Here is an 18980-nt window from a genome sequence, read left to right on the forward strand (position 1 = left end):
GGGTGTGCCGGTTCAGCTTCGCCGTGCCGCGTCCACTTTCCGCACCATCTTCGCCGCGTGGTCAGCAGAGTCGGCCAAGTTCCGGAGTGCGTGGGAGACCCGGCTGAGGAACTCCACAACGTGGTCGGCGAGGGCGTCCTGCTCGGTGCTGGCGCGGAAGGTGGTGCTCTCGGCCATGGTCGGCTCCTCGGGGAGGGGTGCGGGGTGTGCTGCGTCCCCTGTGGCACCGGGGACTGACATGCGGGGCGGAAGCACGACATCCCCCACCCGAACCGGGCAGGGGGCTGTGGCACCAAGTGACGCAGCGAGGGGCGGTCAGCGGTGGCCGATAGATCACCCCTCATGCTTCCTGCGGCACGAGAAGTGCTCGGGCAGCCCTTCGGGTCCTGGAAGGCTTGCGGGCTGACCGCAGCCGAAGCGGCAGAGCGGGATCGCTTGACCCGACGCGTCGACCGGAACCCTGGCGGCCTCGGTTTCCCGGGGGCGGGACTCAAGGACGATCGCGCGGCTGCCGCGTCTCTGCTTCGGTTCAGCCCGCACCTCCGAAGCCGGACGGTCCTCGGTGCACCTGCCGCGCCGGTCCCCCTGCCGTACGGATGGCTGGAGCTCCTTGTCGTCCAGGGCGGGCCCGTTCGCCTCGAGGTACTGCTGCCACTGCCGTGCGGGGAGCCAACCGTGGTGGCCGCCCCGCTGGAACGGGATCCGCTCACCGGCCGCAGCTTCCACGATGAACCGGGTGAGGGTCAGGCCGCCTTCCCCTGTGAAGGTGCTCGACTGATGGGCTGGCATGAGGACGCGGTGCCAGCCCCCGCAGTACCCGGCGTCGGTGGGGTTCTCCGGGTCGTAGGGCTTCTCCGGGCACCGGGTGAGCGCGCCGTTTTGGCTGCACTGCCCCTCCTCCAGGACGAAGTTGCCGTCCTGGACCGCGACGGGGTTCTTCTGCACGCGGATGACGGAGGCTGGCAGGTTGGGCGTGCGGACGTAAGGGACGGTGCCGATGCCTGCGTGGTCGGGGTCGGCGAAGTCCCAGACCGACTGAATACCGCCGCGGCGCCGGAACCTTTCCCGTGCCCGCATTCCGCGGGCTGTCTGGGTGCTCAGCTGAGGCTCGTAGCCCAGGACGATGCCGTTGGCGCCGTTGATGCGTACATCGAGGCGCGCGTGCCCGTCGGCGGTCTGCGACTCGATGTCGGCGTGGAAGCCGTGATCTTCGGAGTCCTTCGCGACGCGTTCCTTGCGGGCGAGGTGCTCGTCGGACTCGTGGCTAATGGGTTTTTCCCCGGGTTTCCGGTAGTGGGAGGCGAGCCATACGCCGTCACGCTGGACGAGGTACATGGGGACGCGCCGGCCGCGGAGGTCCCGGCAGTCGGGGCAGATGAGCCCGCGCTTTTCGACGGGGACACGTCCTCGCATGCGCAGGAGCACGTTCAGGAGGTCTTGGCCTTGCGGGACGCCGAGGTCGGGGCGGTCCAGGTCGAGGTTGCGGCCGGCCGGTTCATAGAAGACGGGGTTGCGGAAGAGGTCATCGTCGCTGTCGATCTGAAGGTCGTCGTCCACTGGTGCTCCCCGCAGCCGTCACGAGTAGGACTCACAACGCTACGGGCGGGGTCTGACAATCGGGGCTGAACTGCGGAAACAGGACGCGCTGATATGGGGCATACGGACACGGTGGCGTCTTCGCCGTCAGGGTCCCCGGGGACTGCGAGGCTTGGCGCGGCGGGCCGACCCGTCACGTTAGAGCCCTGGATGACGACGTCACCTGCTGAGGCCGAGAGGACCAAAGAGTGTCCAATAATCCGCCTGGTGAGCCAGCGTACGTCCATCCTGGGTGCATGACTCAGTCCGAACCCTCGCTGGCTCCGCGTAGCACGCCGAGAATCACGGCGGTGACGCGACGCGGCATCTTTGACTACCTAAGCGGCGAGGGCGGCCCCTGGTGTGGACGGCTCGACGAGATTGACTTCCTGGAGGGCCTGTACGACCTGGACGGGCTGCCGTCGATGGACTCCCGGTTCACGACGGCGCGTGGCGACATCGTCCAGCACCGGATCAACAATCCATTGGACTTGCCGGACGACTGGGTCTTCGAGGATCCACGCTTCCAACTCTTCGATGGTCCTGATGAGGTGCTTCTCGCCTTCCTGGCACGGCTCGTTCATCCAGAGGTACAGCCCGACGTCGACCAGTCATCCCGACGAGTCGAGGAGCTGAACCGCCTCCTCGGGCCGGACGGCTGGACTTTCCGCGCCTTCGAGTTCCTGTCGGGTCGGCCGATTTACATACCGTTCCCCACGCCGGCCACTGGCCCGATGGTCTCGCTGCCGCTCGCCGACGACGACATCGGCAAACTCGACCTTGTTCTCGGGTACACCTACAGCCTGCTCGATCGCGACGGCGAGGAGGTCGCCCGCGACCTGCTCCGCCCGGCCGTCCTCACGCTGCGCCGTGACGGCGGCATTTACCACCCCATGCCGGGTGACGGATGGACGGTCGATACGTACGAGGCTGTCCTCACCGTGGATCGAACTCTTCTGCCCGCGTTCACAAAAGCGGTCACCGACGCGATCTGGCAGCGACTCGAATCCGTGCTCACCAGACTTCAGCGCGAAGATGTTCAGTCCGTCGTGGTCGAAGGCGACATAGCGCTCCTGCCAGCTGTCCCACCGGACTGGAGGAACCAGACGGCCGAGCCCGATCCACCCGTCGTTCGGCGCCTCCGCATCGGTCCGCCGACCACGGAGTTCAACGTCGCGCTGCAGGACTTCTCGGATCTTGAGATACGCGGCCACGGATTTCCCTACTTCTACGACACGCGCGGGGGCGTCTGATCACCGAATTCGTCCTCGACGACCGGCCGCAGGTGGCCACGTTGTGCCATGTCACCCTCATCAACAAGGACGGCGTCCTCTCGCCCAGGATCAAACTGTGGAAGAAGGACAAGACCAAGGCTGCGAGGACAGCGGCCATGGAGGCGATTCCCGGCACCGAGGCCCCTCAGAGCGTCAAGGCGCTCGTTGACACCAGTGATGTCCACGAGAATTTCTGGAAGGTCATCAGCTTCCTCCAGGGCTGCGTCGGGCTGGATCTTCCCGGAAGCAGCCTGCGGCTGGTCGTTGGCGATGAAGCCGAGTTGGCTCGGCTCCTGGCCGACCAGGACCGCACGACGCTCCTCGAAGCCGTCAGGACTGCTGTCGGCGGTGCCCTCACGGAAGAGGACATCCGGCTGATCAGCAACCGCAAGTCGCAACTCCAACGTTTCAGACAGCTGTTGGCCGACCCGGAGTTCTTCGAGCGGCAGCGCGGCCGGGTGGCAGGACCGGAGGCGGTCTGGCAGGGCTTCTTCGAGGAGAATCCGTGGATCTTCGGGTACGGCCTCACCCTCGTCGCTTGTGGCCCCCTCGATGACGGCAAGCTGGAGCGCATCACGGCTGGCGCTAACATTTTCACGGGGGGCGGGAAAGCGCAGTGATGCCGTCATGCGCTCCAAGGGCTTCATCAGCAGCCTGCTGTTCTGTGAGATCAAGACGCACCGGACACCCCTGCTGGCGAGCGCGCCGTACCGGTTGCCAGACGTCTACCAGGTCTCCAAGGACGTCGTCGGCGCTGTGGCGCAGGTGCAGAAGACTGCACACAAGGCCCTACGCCTGGTCAGTGGTGAACTGCACAGGTACTACCGGGACGACGGCGCCCCGATCGACATCGAAATCTCCACTGCCCGTCCCCGGCAGGTACTGGTGATCGGAAGTCTTAGCGAGTTCAGCGACGGCATGGCGGCGAACCCGGAGAAGATCACCTCCTTCGAACAGTACAGGCGATCTATCCAGGACGTCGAAGTCATCACGTTCGACGAACTCTACGAACGGGCCTGCTTCATTTTGGAGGATCGCTGAGGCGGATCCGACCGCACCGAGGCGTGACCTGATCCCCTGTCCGCGTTTTTGGCCGCAGTCATGGTGTGCGCGGCTGGGCGGCCAGCGGACGTGGGGGGCTACCGCTGTCAGTGCCCGTAGGGATGATGGAGCAGTCAGATGCGATTGGGGCGTTGAGGGGGCGGCGTTGTTTCTGAGCCGTGTGAGCGTTTCCGGGTTGCGGGCGAGTGCGGAGGGGGCGATCGAGTGTGAGCTGCCGGGACGTTTCAGCGTCCTGATCGGTGCGAACGGCGCGGGCAAGACAACAGTCATGGATGCGTTGTACCTGGCCCACACCAGCCGCTTCCCACACCTGCCCCGCCTGGGGACTGCGGTTCTGGGAGCTGATGGCAGCCCCGGCGTAGAGGTGCAGTACAGCCTTGAGCAGGACACCGCAGCTGAAGGACCTCTGGGTCAGCGGATCCAGCAATCCTGGCGTTATACGTCGGACGGTGTCGCGCAGAAATGGTTCACAGAGTTCCAGCGCAATCTGGGAACAGTCCGCGCCAGGGTGGACCGCAACCGAGTGCATGACACGGCACTGGGTATGGACCCCTTCAAGTTCATCTACTTGCCGGCGTGGCGGCATCCGCTCGACGAGCTGGCCCGTCGCGAGACCCGCATCCTCATCGAGTTGCTGAGAGCGGAGCAGCAGCGACTGGACGGCAGCCGCAGCCTCGTGCCGTTGCGCGTCAAAGCGTCCCGCCTGCTGGAGAACTTGGCCAAGGACGGACTCATCGAAGCAGTCGAAGAACGCATCGGCAATCACCTGGCCTCCCTGTCCGCAGGAGTGCAGCGCCAGTGGCCGTACGTGCGGGGCCAAGTCATAGACGACTCCTACCTTGCCCGCGTCCTTGAGCTGATGCTGGCCGTCATAGAAGGTCGTGCCTCGGCCCGTCCGCTGGAGGTCTCGGGCCTCGGGTACGTCAATCTGCTCCACATCGCGGTCACTCTTGCCGCGATACCTGACTCCACCCGCCGTGACCCGGCAGCGGAAGAGCCGCCCCACAGTGGCGAGGCATCTGGAGAAATGACGGACGAAGACGAGCAGCGCCTGGCCCGGGAACGCCTGGAGCAGGCTGCGGCGGAAGCTGAGTCCGAGGCTGATTCGTTCTTCCCTAGCACCCCCTTCCACGCCACAGTGATCATCGAGGAGCCCGAGGCCCACCTTCACCCTCAGCTGCAGCACGCGCTCGTCCGCTATCTACGTAAGGCCGTACGGCAGCGGCCGGAACTGCAAGTGGTCCTGTCCAGCCATGCGACGGACGTCATCACCTCTTGTGATCCGGAACAGCTCGTGGTGTTGCGGCGCGCTGCGGACGGCAGCAGAGTCTGCCGTCCGATCACCAAGATCCCCATGATCAAGCGTGACGAGACGCTGCGTATGGCCCGTCTCCACATGGATGCCAGTCGGTCCGCCGCGTTGTTCGCCGAGCGACTCGTGGTGGTCGAAGGCGTGACCGAAGCCGCCATCATCCGTGACTTCGGCAGGGCATGGGCCGGACAGGACCCGGCGAAGCACACCTTCATCGAGGCTCTCAGCATCGTCTACACCGGGAACAAAGTCGGTCCGTGGACCTCCCGCTTCCTGGCCACGAAGGGGGCCGAGATTTGCACACGATTGGCCGTACTGCGCGACAGTGACAAGCCATTCGTTGAGCATCCAACCGACCCGGACTGGCTGGCCGATCACGACTCAGAGGTCGTACAAGCCTTCATCAATCACCCGACGTTGGAGCCGTCCATCACGGAGGGCAACGAGCGTCTCATAGAGCTGGCCCTGGCTGACATTGGAGCGGAACCGCTCACCGAACCGGTCACCGATCGGGTTGTTTACGACTTGTTCAAGAGTGCGCGCAAGGGCAAGGGGGGCGCCCCGGATACACCGGCGGGTCCCCATGCGAAGGACAAGGGCGCGTTCGCGGATGCCCTCGCCGTTCGCCTCGCTGACGCCATCGAACGTGACGAGCCCATCCATGTTCCGGACCATCTGGTGAAGCTCTTCGACTTCCTCTGCCCGCAGCCCGTGGCGGAGTCGGAGAACGGCCCCGAAGAACAGCAGGCACCGGAATCACAGACACCAACGCAAACCTGGCCCACGGCTCCTGAACCTTTCTCTTTCAGCCCCAGTGCCGTTCCATCGTCCGATCTTCCGCCAGTTGGAACTTGGCCAGCCACTGCTTCTGGCCCTGCTCCTAGTGATCCGTGGGCAACTACCCCATGGGACACCAACGCGTGGGCAACCAAACCTGCGACGGCGGACCCGTGGGAGGAGTTCGGTGGGAACACGGAATGACATCGCTGGCGGACTCACCGGTGAACAACTGGTCGCAGCCGGAACACCGCACCGCCGCGTCTACATCAGAGCAGCGCCGGGTTCAGGAAAGACCGCCGTGGCCGCACAGCGCTTCGGCATCCAGCGCTTTCACGGTGGCGACCAGCGTGCCGTGCTGGCCGTGAGCTTCACTCGCTCCGCCACCGCTGAGCTGCGTGACCGTGTGCTCCGTCAGTGGGGCCCGGATGTACTTGCGTGGCCGCACCGCATTGTCACGCTGGACACCGTCGTCTGTGATCTGCTCGTCTACTTGCTGGATACGGGGCACATCTGCTGGCCAAGCGGACACCGCAGTCTCACCGTCATCGACTCTTGGCCAGTGCAGCTGCCCACCAAGTGGTCGCGTATGGAACCAGCCGTGGCACTGGGCGGCAATCAGGTTGTGGTCCAAACCCTGCGACGGAGCACCCAAGCGAACAGACCCAGCAGACAGGACGTCGCCGCGGCTCTGGCCGAAGGCTTCTGCACCCATCAGGATGCTCGCACTCTCCTCGAAGCGGCGCTGGCACTTCAAGGCGCTCGCGACGCGGTCTTGGCCTGTCTCGCGAATACCGCAGGCGCATTGATCGTCGACGAGATTTTCGACGCGAATGCCTTCGATCTCTCTCTCGTGCGGCTCGCGGTGGACGCCGGGCTCGCAGTCACCGTCGTCGGTGATCCGTGGCAGGCCCTCTACGGCTTTCGGGGAGCTCGACCCGATCTCGTACCGGAGCTGGTACGCGATACCCAGTTCGTCCAGCGCCCACTGCGAAGGTCCTTCCGTTGGACAACTGACGGGCAGAAGCGCCTGGCGGATGAGCTGCGGGCCGGCCATGGAGTGATCCTCCCGCGGGGGCAAGCGGGGGACGTGGACGTCGTGTTGTCGTTGCAGTGGAAGACTCTGTGGAGCTCCGGACCCCACGTCCTTCCGCTGGCGTACGGATCCGCCAAGGGACAAGTACACGAAGCAGCTTGCACGCTCCTGCTCAGCGAAGTGACGAAGCAAAAATTCGGAGTCGACGCCACATTCCAAAAAGAGGCACTCATCACGCTCGGTATTGACGCTGAAGCATTGGAGCGCTTGAGACCCAACTTGCAGCAGCTCATCACTGATTTGGCTGGGACGGCCGGAATCGCGGGGATCTGGTCAGACCTCAATGAGGTCGTCGGGGCGGAGACTCGGCGAAGACTCCCGAAGAAGAGAAATCATCACCACACGGCACGTCTGGAGAACCTCCGTGTTCTTCTGCATGCCGATGGGAATCGACTGATCCCTGCTCTCACGGCTCACCAGGCCAAGGGCCGCGAGTGGAACAACGTCGGCGTTCTCTTGACCAACTCAGAGCGTGAAACTCTGGCAGCAGGGCTCGTCCAGACCAGGGAAGATCATCGCACGCTCTACGTGGCACTAACCAGAGCCAAGCAGGCGACCCGCAGGATCGCGGATAGCGGGTCCATCAGCGGTGAGATTGAGGCGACTTGACACCGCCTAGAGGTAGGTGGCTCGAAAGGGTCGGCTGTCGGCGCTTGCACTTGAGACGGAGCAGACGTTTAGAAGGCGCCTGCTCTACTCAGGGCCTTCCGGGCGCTGACCTGCGTTAACGCGATCACGCGAGTGCACGGCCCAGGGGCCTGTGGGACGTATGTGGGATTCGGTGGTCCCTAGTGTCCTGAGTCGTTAATTCGTGTGCAGTACGCGGCGAGGGTTTCCAGGATCTCGTCCGCGGTCTTGGTCCATACGAACGGCTTGGGTTCCTTGTTCCACTCATTGATCCAGCCACGGATGTCGCGTTCGAGCTCGACGATGCTGCGGTGGGTGGATCGACGGAGTTTGTGGTTGGTCAGTTCGGCGAACCAGCGCTCGACGAGGTTGAGCCAGGATGCGGAGGTGGGGGTGAAGTGGAGATGGAAGCGCGGGTGGCGCAGCAGCCACTTCTTGACCTGTTCGGTCTTGTGGGTGGCGTAGTTGTCCAGGATCAGGTGGAGATCCAGGTGCTTGGGCACAGCCTCGTCGATGAGTTTAAGGAAGCGCAGGAACTCCTGGTGCCGGTGGCGGCGATAGTGCTGGGCGATGACCGAGCCGGACACGATGTCCAGAGCGGCGAACAGACTGGTGGTGCCGTGCCGGACGTAGTCGTGCGTCATCCTCGCGGGCACGGTGGGTACCAGCGGCAGAACGGGCTGCGTGCGGTCAAGGGCCTGTATCTGCGACTTCTCGTCCACCGCCAGCACCAGGGCGTTCTCAGGCGGAGCGAGATAGATGCCCACCACGTCACGCACCTTGTCCACGAACTGCGGGTCGCTGGACAGCTTCCAGGTCTGCACGATGTGGGGCTTGAGCCCGAAGGCCCGCCAGATCCGGGAGACGGCCGACTGCGACATGCCGGCAGCCTGGGCCATCGAGCGCGTCGACCAGTGCGTGTCCCCCTTCGGCGGCGCCTGATCGAGAGTCTTCGCGATCACCGCCTCGACCTGCTCATCGGTGATCTTCCGCGGCGCCCCCGAACGCGGCCGGTCCATCAGCCCCTCCAGCCGGTGCGCGGCGAACTGCGCCCGCCACTTGCGCACCGTCTCCCGCGAGACGCCCAGCATCTGCGCGACGTGCGAGTTCGACGCGCCCTCCGCACAGGCCAGCACAATCTTCGAGCGCAGCACCAGCGATACAGACGCCGTCCGCCGCCGCGACCAGCCCCGCAACACCCGGCGCTCCTGATCGGACAACTCCAGCGGCAACGGCTTTGGACTCGGCATCCACCCACCTCATCAACCACCCAGACGCTTCCAACTCACAGCATTAGAACGCCTGCTGGTGGTCCTCCAGCATGACGTCGAGACGTTCACGGAACAAAGGACGGTCGAGATCGTCGTAAGCACGGGCCCACAAGGGGTGGAGGTCCGGGAGGCCCAGTGGATCCTCGTGGTAGGCGGCGGTGAGTCCCAGAAGAGCGCTCGCCGGACGGCCCGCATCAAGCATCCGGGAGGCGTCGGCCAGGATGGTGTCTGTCTCCCCGGTGAAGGAGGGGTACTCGTCGGCGAAGGCGTCGTTCGGTGCGAGGACGCCGATACCGATGCCGGACGGGTCGGGTTCGTGGCGCCAGCCGGCCGGCGGCGCGAGATCGAGGGGGACCTCCGCGTCGCAGCCGTCGGGAGTGACGCCGTACTCCGGGGTCGGGTGGATGCCGAGTTCGGCCGACAGGCGTGCCACCTGGGTACGGCGGCGCTCTCCTCCACTGCGCAGGGCGAGGGAGAGCAGAAAGGTGAGGCCGTCCAGGGTATTCCGGCCGATGACGCCCGGCTCCTTGTGGCCGAAGGAAGCAACGGGATGGTCGGTGCGCCCGAGTTCCGGCGCGGGGACCACCCATCCGACGCAGGTGCCGGTGCCAAGGTCCGCGAAGGGCAGGAGTTCCGGTACGGACATGAACGGTACGTGGTGTCGGCGGAACGCTTCTCCCGCGTAGCAGTACTCCCACCCCTGGGGCGCGAGGGGTACCTCGCACAGGTCGAAGGGCAAGGCAAAGCTGGTCTGCACGCGGGGAGCATCGTACAGGCCCTCCTCGTACAGGTCCGTCGTGAGGAACCCCTCCTCCCAGGCGATGTCGACCACTTTGGCGAGTGCGGGTGGGGTGGGGAACGGGAACAGGTCGTCGGTCCAGCGTGGTTGTGCCGTCATGGGCAGAGAGCTTCGCAGCCACGTGTGACAGCCGGAGAGAGACCCTCACCACCTACTGCCAACGAATTAACGACTCAGCACACTAGGGCCATGGGACGCTGGTGTGCCCCGGCGGTCCGGAGGCGGCTTCTCACACCATCTTCATTCGCTCGCACGGTCTGACGGAAACAACCTTGCCCCTCCCTGATGTTCTCGATTTTCGGGTCGAGGAGGGGAAGGTGATGGGGCCTGAAGCTGTTCCACACGACGAATAGCGGCGTGACCGAGGTCACGCCGCATCTTGCCGAGGTCGAGGCGGATGTGCAGTGCCTCGTCGAGAGGCGCACCTGGAGGTTCTGACCCGCTAAGCAGCAGGTCAGGCGGGGCGCGGCGGCAGCCGCTGCTCAGATATCCCGGAACGTCTCGATCTGCGCTCCCACTTCGTTGAGGCGCTCCGCCAGATCCTCGTAGCCGCGGTTGATGACGTACACATTCCGCAGCACGGATGTGCCCTCGGCGGCCAGCATGGCGAGCAGGACCACGACGGCCGGGCGCAGGGCCGGGGGGCACATCATTTCGGCGGCCCGCCAGCGGGTGGGGCCTTCGACCAGGACTCGGTGCGGGTCGAGCAACTGGAGCCTGCCGCCGAGCCGGTTGAGGTCGGTGAGGTAGATGGCGCGGTTGTCGTAGACCCAGTCGTGGATGAGGGTCTTGCCCTGCGCCGAGGCGGCGATCGCGGCGAAGAACGGGACGTTGTCGATGTTCAGGCCGGGGAACGGCATCGGGTGGATCTTGTCGATGGGCGCCTCCAGCTTGGAGGGCCGCACCGTCAGATCCGTCAGCCGGGTGCGTCCGTTGTCGGCCGCGTACTCCGCGCTGCGGTCGAAGTCGAGGCCCATCTCCTCCAGGACGGCCAGCTCGATCTCCATGAACTCGGCCGGCACCCGGCGCACCGTCAGCTCCGACTCGGTGACGACGGCGGCGGCGACCAGGCTCATCGCCTCGACCGGGTCCTCGGAGGGGGAGTAGTCCACGTCCGTGTCGATGACGGGCACGCCGTGCACCGTCAGCGTCGTCGAGCCGATGCCCTCGACCCGTACGCCCAACTGCTCCAGGAAGAAGCACAGGTCCTGGACCATGTAGTTGGACGAGGCGTTGCGGATGACCGTGACGCCGTCGTGCCGGGCAGCGGCCAGCAGCGCGTTCTCGGTGACGGTGTCCCCGCGCTCGGTCAGCACGATCGGCCGCTGGGGGGCGACGCCCGCCTCCACCTCGGCGTGGTAGATGCCCTCGGTCGCGGTGACCGCGAGGCCGAAGTGGCGCAGCGCGCTCATGTGCGGCTCGACCGTGCGGGTGCCCAGATCGCAGCCGCCCGCGTACGGAATGCGGAAGCGGTCCATCCGGTGCAGCAGCGGGCCGAGGAACATGATGATGCTCCGCGTACGGCGGGCCGCCTCCTGGTCGATGGAGTCCAGGTCCAGCTCGGCGGGCGGCACGATCTCCAGGTCCGCGCCGCCGTTGATCCACCGGGTGCGTACGCCGATCGAGGAGAGCACCTCCAGGATGCGGTAGACCTCCTCGATGCGGGCGACCCGACGCAGCACCGTACGGCCGGAGTTGAGCAGCGAGGCGCACAACAGGGCCACACACGCGTTCTTACTCGTCTTGACGTCGATGCTGCCGGAGAGCCGACGGCCGCCCACCACGCGCAGATGCATCGGTCCCGAGTAGCCCAGCGACACGATTTCGCTGTCCAACGCCTCGGAGATACGGGCAATCATCTCAAGGCTGATGTTCTGGTTCCCGCGCTCGATCCGGTTGACGGCGCTCTGGCTGGTGCCGAGCGCTTCCGCGAGTTGCGACTGCGTCCAGCCGCGGTGCTGACGGGCATCGCGGATCAACTGGCCGATTCGTGCGAGGTAGTCGTCGGTCATGGAGGAAACCGTATCTCAGATCTGAGATAGTCACGCGCTCGGGGGGCACGGGGTGCCCGCAACCCTTCGGCAACCGCCCGAATGCCACAGCCGACTTGCGCGGTGGCTCGGTCCGGAGCAGTGCGCATGCCGGACCGCCTGGTGCCCGCGGCGATATGTCCCCCTGTGTACGTGTCGGCATGCCGTGCGCCGGGCACCCGGGGGCAGCGCATGACCGTCGGGCGGTCGTGTACTAGAGTTATCTCGACATCGAGATAACTGGCGACGGCATACGTCGCGGTCGCTGTCGCAGGGCGAGAACAGGTTGGCATCGGTAAGGATTGGTAAGGCTTACCTAACTTCATGCTCCGCTCACCATAGCGCACCGGCGGCCGATGCACTCAAGGCACTGAAGGAGACTGTCGTGTCGGCGAACAGCTTCGACGCCCGCAGCACGCTGCAGGTGGGCGACGAGTCGTACGAAATCTTCAAGCTGGACAAAGTAGAGGGTTCAGCGCGGCTGCCCTACAGCCTGAAGGTCCTGCTGGAGAACCTGCTCCGTACCGAAGACGGCGCGAACATCACCGCCGACCACATCCGCGCGCTCGGCAACTGGGACCCCTCGGCCAAGCCCAGCCAGGAGATCCAGTTCACCCCGGCCCGGGTGATCATGCAGGACTTCACCGGCGTGCCCTGCGTCGTGGACCTGGCGACCATGCGTGAGGCCGTCAAGGAGCTGGGCGGCGACCCGAACCGCATCAACCCGCTGGCCCCGGCCGAGCTGGTCATCGACCACTCCGTCATCGCCGACACCTTCGGCACCTCCGACGCGTTCAAGAAGAACGTCGAGTTGGAGTACGGCCGCAACCGCGAGCGCTACCAGTTCCTGCGCTGGGGCCAGACCGCCTTCGACGAGTTCAAGGTCGTCCCGCCCGGCACCGGCATCGTGCACCAGGTCAACATCGAGCACCTGGCCCGCACCGTCATGGTCCGCAATGGCCAGGCATACCCCGACACCCTGGTCGGCACCGACTCGCACACCACCATGGTCAACGGCCTCGGCGTCCTCGGCTGGGGCGTCGGCGGCATCGAGGCGGAGGCCGCGATGCTGGGCCAGCCGGTCTCGATGCTCATCCCGCGGGTCGTCGGCTTCAAGCTCACCGGCGAGCTGCCGACCGGCACCACCGCCACCGACCTGGTGCTCACCATCACCGAGATGTTGCGCAAGCACGGCGTCGTCGGCAAGTTCGTGGAGTTCTACGGCGAGGGCGTGGCCTCCGTGCCGCTCGCCAACCGCGCCACGATCGGCAACATGTCGCCCGAGTTCGGTTCCACCGCGGCGATCTTCCCGATCGACGAGGAGACCATCAACTACCTCAAGCTGACCGGCCGCAGCGCCGAGCAGCTGGCGCTGGTCGAGTCGTACGCCAAGGCCCAGGGCCTGTGGCACGACCCGGCGCAGGAGCCCGAGTACAGCGAATACCTGGAGCTGGACCTCTCCACGGTCGTCCCGTCCATCGCCGGTCCGAAGCGCCCGCAGGACCGGATCGCGCTGTCCGAGGCCAAGCGGCAGTTCCTCGCCGACCTGCCCAACTACATCTCCGAGCACGACACTACGAAGGCGTCACCGGTCGACGAGGCGAGTGACGAGTCCTTCCCGGCCAGCGACGCCCCGGCCTACGGCCGTGAGGAGAACGGCGCGGGCCGCCCGAGCCACGCCGACCTCGTCTCCGCCGCCGGCGAGGGCCCCAGCAACCCGGTCCAGGTCACCAGCCCCGACGGCACCGCCTACGAGCTGGACCACGGCGCCGTCGCCGTCGCGGCCATCACCTCGTGCACCAACACCTCCAACCCGTACGTCATGGTCGGCGCCGCGCTGCTGGCCAAGAAGGCGGTGGAGAAGGGCCTGACCCGCAAGCCCTGGGTCAAGACCACCCTGGCCCCCGGCTCCCAGGTCGTCATGGACTACTACGACCGCGCCGGGCTCACCCCGTACCTGGACAAGCTGGGCTTCAACCTCGTCGGTTACGGCTGCACCACCTGCATCGGCAACTCGGGGCCGCTGCCGGACGAGGTCTCCAAGGCCGTCAACGACAACGACCTGGCCGTCGTCTCCGTCCTGTCCGGCAACCGCAACTTCGAGGGCCGGATCAACCCCGACGTCAAGATGAACTACCTGGCGTCCCCGCCGCTGGTCGTGGCCTACGCCATCGCCGGCTCCATGAAGGTGGACATCACCACCGAGGCGCTCGGCACCGACCAGGACGGCAACCCGGTCCACCTCGCCGACCTGTGGCCCTCCGAGCAGGAGGTCGAGGAGGTCGTCGCCTCCTGCATCGGCCAGGAGATGTTCACCAAGGACTACGCCGACGTCTTCGCCGGCGACGCCCAGTGGCAGGCGCTCCCCGTCCCCACCGGCAACACCTTCGAGTGGGACACCGAGTCCACCTACGTGCGCAAGCCCCCCTACTTCGAGGGCATGGGCATGGAGCCGGCTCCGGTGCAGGACATCTCCGGCGCCCGGGTGCTGGCCAAGCTGGGCGACTCGGTCACCACCGACCACATCTCCCCGGCCGGTGCCATCAAGGCCGACACCCCGGCGGGCAAGTACCTGACCGAGCACGGTGTCGAGCGCCGCGACTTCAACAGCTACGGCTCGCGGCGCGGCAACCACGAGGTCATGATCCGCGGCACCTTCGCCAACATCCGGCTGCGCAACCAGATCGCGCCGGGCACCGAGGGCGGCTTCACCCGCGACTTCACCCGGGAGAGCGAAGCGGGAGGTGCCCCGGTCTCCTTCATCTACGACGCTGCGCAGAACTACCATGCGCAGGGCACCCCGCTGGTCATCCTCGCGGGCAAGGAGTACGGCTCCGGCTCCTCCCGCGACTGGGCGGCCAAGGGAACCGCGCTGCTGGGCGTGCGCGCCGTCATCGCCGAGTCCTACGAGCGCATCCACCGCTCGAACCTCATCGGCATGGGCGTCCTCCCGCTCCAGTTCCCCACCGGCGGCTCCGCGCTCGACCTGGGCCTGACCGGCGAGGAGACCTTCTCCGTCACCGGCATCACGGCGCTCAACGACGGTGATATCCCCGCCACGGTGAAGGTCACCACGGACACCGGCGTCGAGTTCGACGCCACCGTCCGCATCGACACCCCCGGCGAGGCCGACTACTACCGCAACGGCGGCATCCTCCAGTACGTCCTGCGCTCGCTGATCCGCGACTGACGCGCGAGAGCGCTCGTACGACGGGCCGTACCCCTGCAACGGGGTACGGCCCGTCGTCGTGTACGCACCTTGCCGAGGCGCTCCGAACTCGTGGGCAAAAGCAGCACTGTTGGATGGAGGTCTCAACTCGGGAAAGATGGCGGGCCAGGCCGTTCTCGATCTTGCCCAGGTGGCGAAGAGTGGACTATACCTGTCCGCACCTTGAACGGTACCCGTGCGCGGGCGCCGTATCACTGGCGCACCATCCGCAAGATCCGCACCACCCAGCTTCAACTGACCCGCGGTGTCGGGCCCTTCGCCGGTGGCGAGTTGACGGGAGACCGGTACACCGCCTGAGTCCTGGAGAAGGCGAGGACTTGAGCATGGGAACCAACAGCGTCAACCGTCGCGATGTCGTCAAGGCCACCGCGGCCGGACTGCTCGCCGTGCCGGCCCTCGGCTCGCTGACGTCCTGCGCCACCGGTGGCGGTTCCGACGACAAGGCCGAGAAGGGCAAGAAGTCGGCCAAGAATCCGCTGTCCGTCAAAGAGGACGCCCCTCTGCAGGCGTACATCTTCAACGGCGGGTACGACGACAAGTACGCGCGGTTCGTCAGCGACATGTACGAGAAGCGCTACCCCAAGGCGAAGGTCGACCAGAAGAAGACCGAGCGGATCGCCACCCAGGTCCAGCCGCGGATCATCAAGGGCGACCCGCCGGACGTGGTCAACAACTCCGGCGCAGAGATGATGTCGATCTCGAAGCTCGTCAAGAACAAGCAGGTCAGCGACGTTACCGAACTCCTCGACGCGCCCAGCTGGGACGACCCGGACGTCAAGGTGCGCGACACCCTGGTGCCCGGCGTACTGGAGATGGGCCAGTTCGGCAGCGACGCCTGTTACCAGCTCAACATCGCCCAGACCGTCTACGGCATCTGGTACTCGGACACGATGCTCCGGGAGAAGCTGGATGCCGAGTACCCGAAGACCTGGGACGACATGCTGGCCCTCTGCAAGAAGGCCAAGAAGAAGGGGATGCACGGCTGGACGTATCCGGCGGGCCACCCGCGTTACATGTTCTTCAGCATGTACGCCATGTTCGGCCAGGCGGGCGGCCGCAAGCAGCTCGACGCCTTCGACTACCTGGAGCCGAACGCCTGGAAGACCGACGCGGTCAAGCAGGTCTTCGAAGCCTATGAGGAGCTGCTCGCCAAGAAGTACGTGCTGACCGGTTTCGACGGCAAGAACGCGCACATCGAGGCGCAGACCGCCTGGACGAAGGGCAAGGCCGTCTTCATCCCGGACGGCTCCTGGGTGGAGAACGAGGCGAAGGACACCACGCCCAAGAACTTCGAGATGCGGGTCGGCGCGACGCCCTCCTTCGACAAGGGTGACCCGATGCCCTACGGCACCCTCTACGCCCCGCCCGGCGAGCCCTACATCATCCCGGCCAAGGCCTCGAACCGGCAGGGCGGCCTGGAGTGGATGCGGATGATGTACAGCAAGAAGGCCGCGGTGAACCTCTTCCGCGAGGTCTCCTCGATGCCCGTGGTCAAGGGCGCCATCGACGGCATGGAACTGCCGCCGGGTGTGAAGAGCGCGCAGCAGGCCGTCAAGGCCGCCGGCGACAACATCGTGATCGCGTTCTTCAAGGAGTGGTACGCCGATCTGTGGCGGGTGGACTTCGACGAGGTCGTCGGGAAGTTCATGAACGGCGAGAGCTCGGTGAAGGAGGCCATGAACGCGATGCAGAAGGCCGCCGACCGTACCGCCAAGGACCCCGACGTCACGAAGATCAAGAAGTCCTGAGCGGCCGGGCAGCGGCGGAGTCCCGGGGAGAATCGGAGCGGCGTGAAGACTGAGACACGGCCGGCCACGGGCGGGCAGACGAGTGGGAAGCAGCCTCCCGGACGAACGAGGACGAGCAGCGGACTGGCGTTCGCCCTGGCCGTCGTCCTGCCGCCCCGGTTCACCCCGGAGCGGGTGCGCACCGACCGCAGGTACCGCACCCTGGACAAGTACCGCTTCATCGTGGGCTTCCTGGCCCTGCCGCTGCTCTTCTACACGGTTTTCGTCATCTCCCCGTTCCTCCAGGCGATCTACTACTCGTTCACGGACTGGGCGGGCGGCACCACGGCGAACTTCGTCGGCGGTGACAACTACGTGAAGATGTGGAACGACGAGAAGTTCTGGGACTCCCTGGAGTCCAGCCTGCTGCTGCTGGTCGTCGTTCCGCTGATCACCCTGACGCTGGGTATCTTCTTCGCCTACATGATCACCGCAGGCGGACGGCACCGCAGGGGCCGGGCGGTCTCGGGCGTGGCAGGCTCCTCGCTCTACAAGATCGTCTACTTCTTCCCGCAGGTGCTGTCCATCGCGCTGATCGCCGTGGTGTGGCAGCAGGTCTACAGCTCCCGCAGCGGCCTGCTCAACGGTCTGCTCGGCTCCGTGGGGCTGGAGAGCCTGGAGCAGCGCTGGCTCGGCGGTGACTACAAGCTCGCCCTCTTCTCCACCATGGCGGTGATCGCCTGGAGCTTCGTCGGCTTCTACGTGGTGCTCTTCTCCGCAGCCATGGGCGCCATCCCCAAGGACATCTACGAGGCGGCGCTGCTGGACGGCGCGGGGCGCGTCGCCACGTTCTTCCGGGTCACGCTGCCGCTGATCTGGGACACCGTGCGCACCGGCTGGATCTACATGGGCATCCAGGCCCTGGACGCCTTCGCGGTGGTCCTCATCATGGTGCCGCCGCACGCGCTGAAGGTGACCCCGGTATACCTCTACGAGCGCTTCCGGGAGGGCCAGTTCGGCTATGCCACGGCCATCGGCGTGGTGCTCCTCGTGCTGAGCATGATCTTCACGCTGATCGTGATGAGGATCGGGCGCCGTGACCAGATCGAGTACTGAGAAGCGGGAAGCGAAGCGATGAGTGCCGAACCGATGCCCTCCGACGCCGTGACCGACCAGCCGGATGCCTCAGGGGCGGGGGGAGGGTCCGCCGCCTCCGCCGCACCGGCCGCCGGCCGGCGGTCCGCCGACGACGGGGCCAAGAGCGCCGGACGCGGCCAGAGCGGCGTGCTGAACGTCTTCTCGCACGCCTTCCTGATCGCCTGGGTCGTGATGGCGGCCGGCCCGCTGGTGTGGGTGGCGCTGACGGCCTTCCGGCCCACCGCCGACTTCCTCAACGACCCGATGGGGCTGCCGACCTCCATCCACTGGCAGAACTTCGCCAACGCCTGGACCGAGGCGAAGATCGGCAGGTACGCCTTCAACTCCTTGATCATCCTGGCGGGCTCGCTGACCGGCACCATGCTGCTGGGCTCGATGGCGGCCTACGTCATCGCCCGGTTCACCTTCCCCGGCAACAGGCTCATCTTCCTGCTGTTCGCCGGGGGCATGATGTTCCCGGTGATCCTGGCGCTGATCCCGCTGTTCACGATCATGGACAACATGTCCCTGCTGGACACCCGTCCCGGCCTGATCATCGCCTACATCGCGTACTCGCTGCCGTTCACCACCTTCTTTCTCACCTCGTTCTTCCGGACCCTGCCCAGCGGGGTCCAGGAGGCGGCGATGATCGACGGTGCCTCGCACACCCGCACCTTCTTCCAGGTCATGCTGCCGATGGCCAAGCCCGGACTGGTGAGCATCGGGATCTTCAACTTCCTCGGTCAGTGGAACCAGTACCTGCTGCCGCTGCTGCTCAACAACGAGGACGAGAACAACTACGTCCTGCCCCAGGGCCTGGCGGCGCTCACGGTCTCCCAGGGCTACGCGGGGGACTGGGGCGCCCTGTTCGCGGGGCTGACCATCGCCATGCTCCCGGTGCTGGTCGTCTACGCCGTCTTCCAGCGTCAGGTGCAGGCCGGACTGACCGCGGGCGCCCTCAAGTAGGCAGCCCGAACCGGCTGCGGCGGGCAGTGATTTCAGGTTGGCCACGAAAGTGGCCTAGACCTGTGCGGCGGAATATGCCGTGAGTAGTCTCTGCGCCG

General features: G+C 66.0%; 15 protein-coding genes. 10 read left to right on the forward strand and 5 right to left on the reverse strand.

All coding sequences use genetic code 11. From position 1 onward, the window contains the following. Positions 1-12: 12 nt before the first annotated feature. Both ITI46_RS06840 and ITI46_RS06845 read right to left on the reverse strand, forming a co-directional pair. Entirely contained in the window at positions 13-177 is a 165-nt protein-coding gene (locus tag ITI46_RS06840) for a hypothetical protein (RefSeq protein WP_209238496.1), read from the reverse strand. A 156-nt stretch (positions 178-333) separates the two neighbouring features. Continuing rightward, positions 334-1557 (reverse strand): hypothetical protein, encoded by a 1224-nt coding sequence (locus ITI46_RS06845; protein ID WP_209238497.1) that lies wholly within the window; start codon positions 1555-1557, stop codon positions 334-336. A 275-nt stretch (positions 1558-1832) separates the two neighbouring features. Between ITI46_RS06845 and ITI46_RS34620 the strand changes: the two genes are divergently transcribed. From ITI46_RS34620 to ITI46_RS06860, 5 genes are all read left to right on the forward strand, one after another. Continuing rightward, positions 1833-2828, forward strand: a complete 996-nt coding sequence (locus ITI46_RS34620; protein ID WP_247745585.1) for an AbiJ-related protein — start codon at positions 1833-1835, stop codon at positions 2826-2828. Positions 2829-2965: 137 nt separating this feature from the next. Next, entirely contained in the window at positions 2966-3469 is a 504-nt protein-coding gene (locus tag ITI46_RS34625; protein ID WP_247745586.1) for a DUF4263 domain-containing protein, read from the forward strand. 7 nt (positions 3470-3476) lie between these two features. Then, entirely contained in the window at positions 3477-3890 is a 414-nt protein-coding gene (locus ITI46_RS34630) for a Shedu anti-phage system protein SduA domain-containing protein (RefSeq protein ID WP_247745587.1), read from the forward strand. A 166-nt stretch (positions 3891-4056) separates the two neighbouring features. After that, positions 4057-6204 (forward strand): ATP-dependent nuclease, encoded by a 2148-nt coding sequence (locus ITI46_RS06855; protein ID WP_209238498.1) that lies wholly within the window; start codon positions 4057-4059, stop codon positions 6202-6204. Further along, positions 6188-7705, forward strand: coding sequence for a UvrD-helicase domain-containing protein (locus ITI46_RS06860; RefSeq protein WP_209238499.1), 1518 nt, complete (start codon positions 6188-6190; stop codon positions 7703-7705). Before ITI46_RS06855 ends, ITI46_RS06860 begins: the two co-directional genes overlap by 17 nt. A gap of 179 nt (positions 7706-7884) precedes the next feature. On the opposite strand, the gene ITI46_RS06865 is transcribed toward ITI46_RS06860, so the two are convergent. The 3 genes from ITI46_RS06865 to ITI46_RS06875 all read right to left on the reverse strand — a co-directional run bounded on the left by ITI46_RS06865 (position 7885) and on the right by ITI46_RS06875 (position 11805). Continuing rightward, positions 7885-8973 (reverse strand): IS630 family transposase, encoded by a 1089-nt coding sequence (locus ITI46_RS06865; protein WP_209238500.1) that lies wholly within the window; start codon positions 8971-8973, stop codon positions 7885-7887. 43 nt (positions 8974-9016) lie between these two features. Then, entirely contained in the window at positions 9017-9892 is an 876-nt protein-coding gene (locus ITI46_RS06870) for a hypothetical protein (protein ID WP_209238501.1), read from the reverse strand. Between the two features lie 383 nt (positions 9893-10275). Further along, positions 10276-11805 (reverse strand): helix-turn-helix domain-containing protein, encoded by a 1530-nt coding sequence (locus ITI46_RS06875; protein WP_209238502.1) that lies wholly within the window; start codon positions 11803-11805, stop codon positions 10276-10278. 403 nt (positions 11806-12208) lie between these two features. On the opposite strand from ITI46_RS06875, the gene ITI46_RS06880 reads away from it, so the two are divergent. The 5 genes from ITI46_RS06880 (at position 12209) to ITI46_RS06895 (ending at position 18882) form a co-directional block, all read left to right on the forward strand. Then, positions 12209-15013 carry an aconitate hydratase gene (locus ITI46_RS06880; protein ID WP_209238503.1) on the forward strand — a complete coding sequence of 935 codons (2805 nt, stop codon included), beginning with the start codon at positions 12209-12211 and terminating at the stop codon, positions 15011-15013. Between the two features lie 201 nt (positions 15014-15214). Further along, a complete protein-coding gene (locus tag ITI46_RS35420; protein WP_280634732.1) occupies positions 15215-15349 on the forward strand; it encodes a hypothetical protein in 135 nt (44 codons plus the stop codon). A gap of 26 nt (positions 15350-15375) precedes the next feature. Next, positions 15376-16800, forward strand: coding sequence for an N-acetylglucosamine/diacetylchitobiose ABC transporter substrate-binding protein (gene ngcE / locus ITI46_RS06885; RefSeq protein ID WP_209238504.1), 1425 nt, complete (start codon positions 15376-15378; stop codon positions 16798-16800). Between the two features lie 42 nt (positions 16801-16842). Then, complete coding sequence (locus ITI46_RS06890; protein ID WP_372451858.1) at positions 16843-17895, forward strand: carbohydrate ABC transporter permease; 1053 nt, start codon at positions 16843-16845, stop codon at positions 17893-17895. An 18-nt stretch (positions 17896-17913) separates the two neighbouring features. Further along, positions 17914-18882, forward strand: a complete 969-nt coding sequence (locus ITI46_RS06895; RefSeq protein WP_209238505.1) for a carbohydrate ABC transporter permease — start codon at positions 17914-17916, stop codon at positions 18880-18882. Positions 18883-18980: the final 98 nt, after the last annotated feature.

It is taken from the genome of Streptomyces oryzae, assembly GCF_017676365.1.
Taxonomy (GTDB): Bacteria; Actinomycetota; Actinomycetes; order Streptomycetales; family Streptomycetaceae; genus Streptomyces; species Streptomyces oryzae.